The sequence below is a fragment of the Morganella sp. HMSC11D09 genome, from assembly GCF_001807955.1.
GTDB lineage: Bacteria > Pseudomonadota > Gammaproteobacteria > Enterobacterales > Enterobacteriaceae > Morganella > Morganella morganii.
The window spans coordinates 7,915-9,221 of record NZ_KV791655.1 but is presented as its reverse complement, the minus strand read 5'-3'; the positions used below and the strand labels follow the sequence as shown (position 1 = coordinate 9,221).

Annotated in this window: 1 protein-coding gene; it reads left to right on the top strand. The window is 40.0% G+C overall.

The window, feature by feature from the left end:
• The first annotated feature begins 414 nt into the window (after window positions 1-414).
• Window positions 415-930 carry a lipocalin family protein gene (locus tag HMPREF3119_RS02110; RefSeq protein ID WP_036414519.1) on the top strand — a complete coding sequence of 172 codons (516 nt, stop codon included), beginning with the start codon at window positions 415-417 and terminating at the stop codon, window positions 928-930.
• Window positions 931-1,307: the final 377 nt, after the last annotated feature.

The following is a 1,307-nucleotide window of genomic DNA, read 5'->3' as shown; positions in this document are numbered from 1 at the left end:
CCTTTGTATATATGGAGCCTTTAGCAATCTAATTACGCCAAAAATATAATCATAAATGTTATTCATTACTAAAAAATAATGAATATCATTCTTATTGAAACGTGAGAATACACCATAAAGCCAGCTTAACATATTGTGAGCTGGTTTTAGTTTGTATAAAAATATTACCCGGTGTTTCAGTCTGTACGAAAAATATCACTGCATAAAAACAGGGTATATCGCAGTGCCATGGTTGACACTGTAATATCAGGCGGGAAAGGCATTGTTTTATCTGCCGGAAATTTCCTGCTGTTCCTCTGATGTATCACCGATATTGAGATGACAGTAATGGCTACTGTGGAACAGTGAATAGATCGTACAAACACATTTTTTATGCGAAAGTATCTCATTGGTTAATAACTTGATGAGGTTATGATGCAGATAAAGTCAGTTTTTATGTTTTTGGGTATGTTTCTGCTTAATGGATGCAGTGTCAAAGTGCCCAAAGATATAACCCCGGTTAAACCTTTTGATTTATCTCATTACTTAGGTGACTGGTATGAAATTGCCAGGATAGATAATCGTTTTGAAAAAGGCTTAAGCAAAGTTACAGCTAACTATTCTCTTCGTGATGATGGTGGTGTGAAGGTTATCAACAGGGGTTGGGATGCGAGTAACAATAAATGGAAAGAGAGTACCGGAAAGGCCTATTTTGTTAACTCAGCTGATACAGGGGCGTTAAAGGTATCTTTCTTCGGACCTTTCTATGGAGGTTACAATATTATTAAGCTTGATGATGACTATCAGTACTCACTGGTTGTTGGCCCCGATAAAGATTACCTGTGGGTGTTATCACGTACGCCAGCTATGCCGACAGAGCTGTTAAATGAGTATCTCAGCTTTGCCGGTGAACATGGTTTTGACAGAGAAAGAATACTTATATTTCAATAAGATTATATTCCGGTTTATTCCCCGGGATACTGAATGGACTGAATATTAAATATTTCAGCAAATAAAACACAACAACCCGCTCCGGCGGGTTTTTTATTACCTGCGAGCTGCCGATCTCCTCTGCCACATTAGCCATGACCAGTGCCACTCCTCACAGCGAGCGTGTGGACATCCAGAATAATCGGTAACACCGGGATAAAGACACCCTCATATGCGGCGACACCTTCCGTGGTGGAAGAAATGGTGAACATCAATCAACTGAGGTGGACATGACTGAAAAATACGAAGTCACAGCAACCAAAAAGGACGGTACGACATATCACGGACTGACGACAACGAAAGAGCCCCGCATTACTAACGGACTGATTGGTATTTCT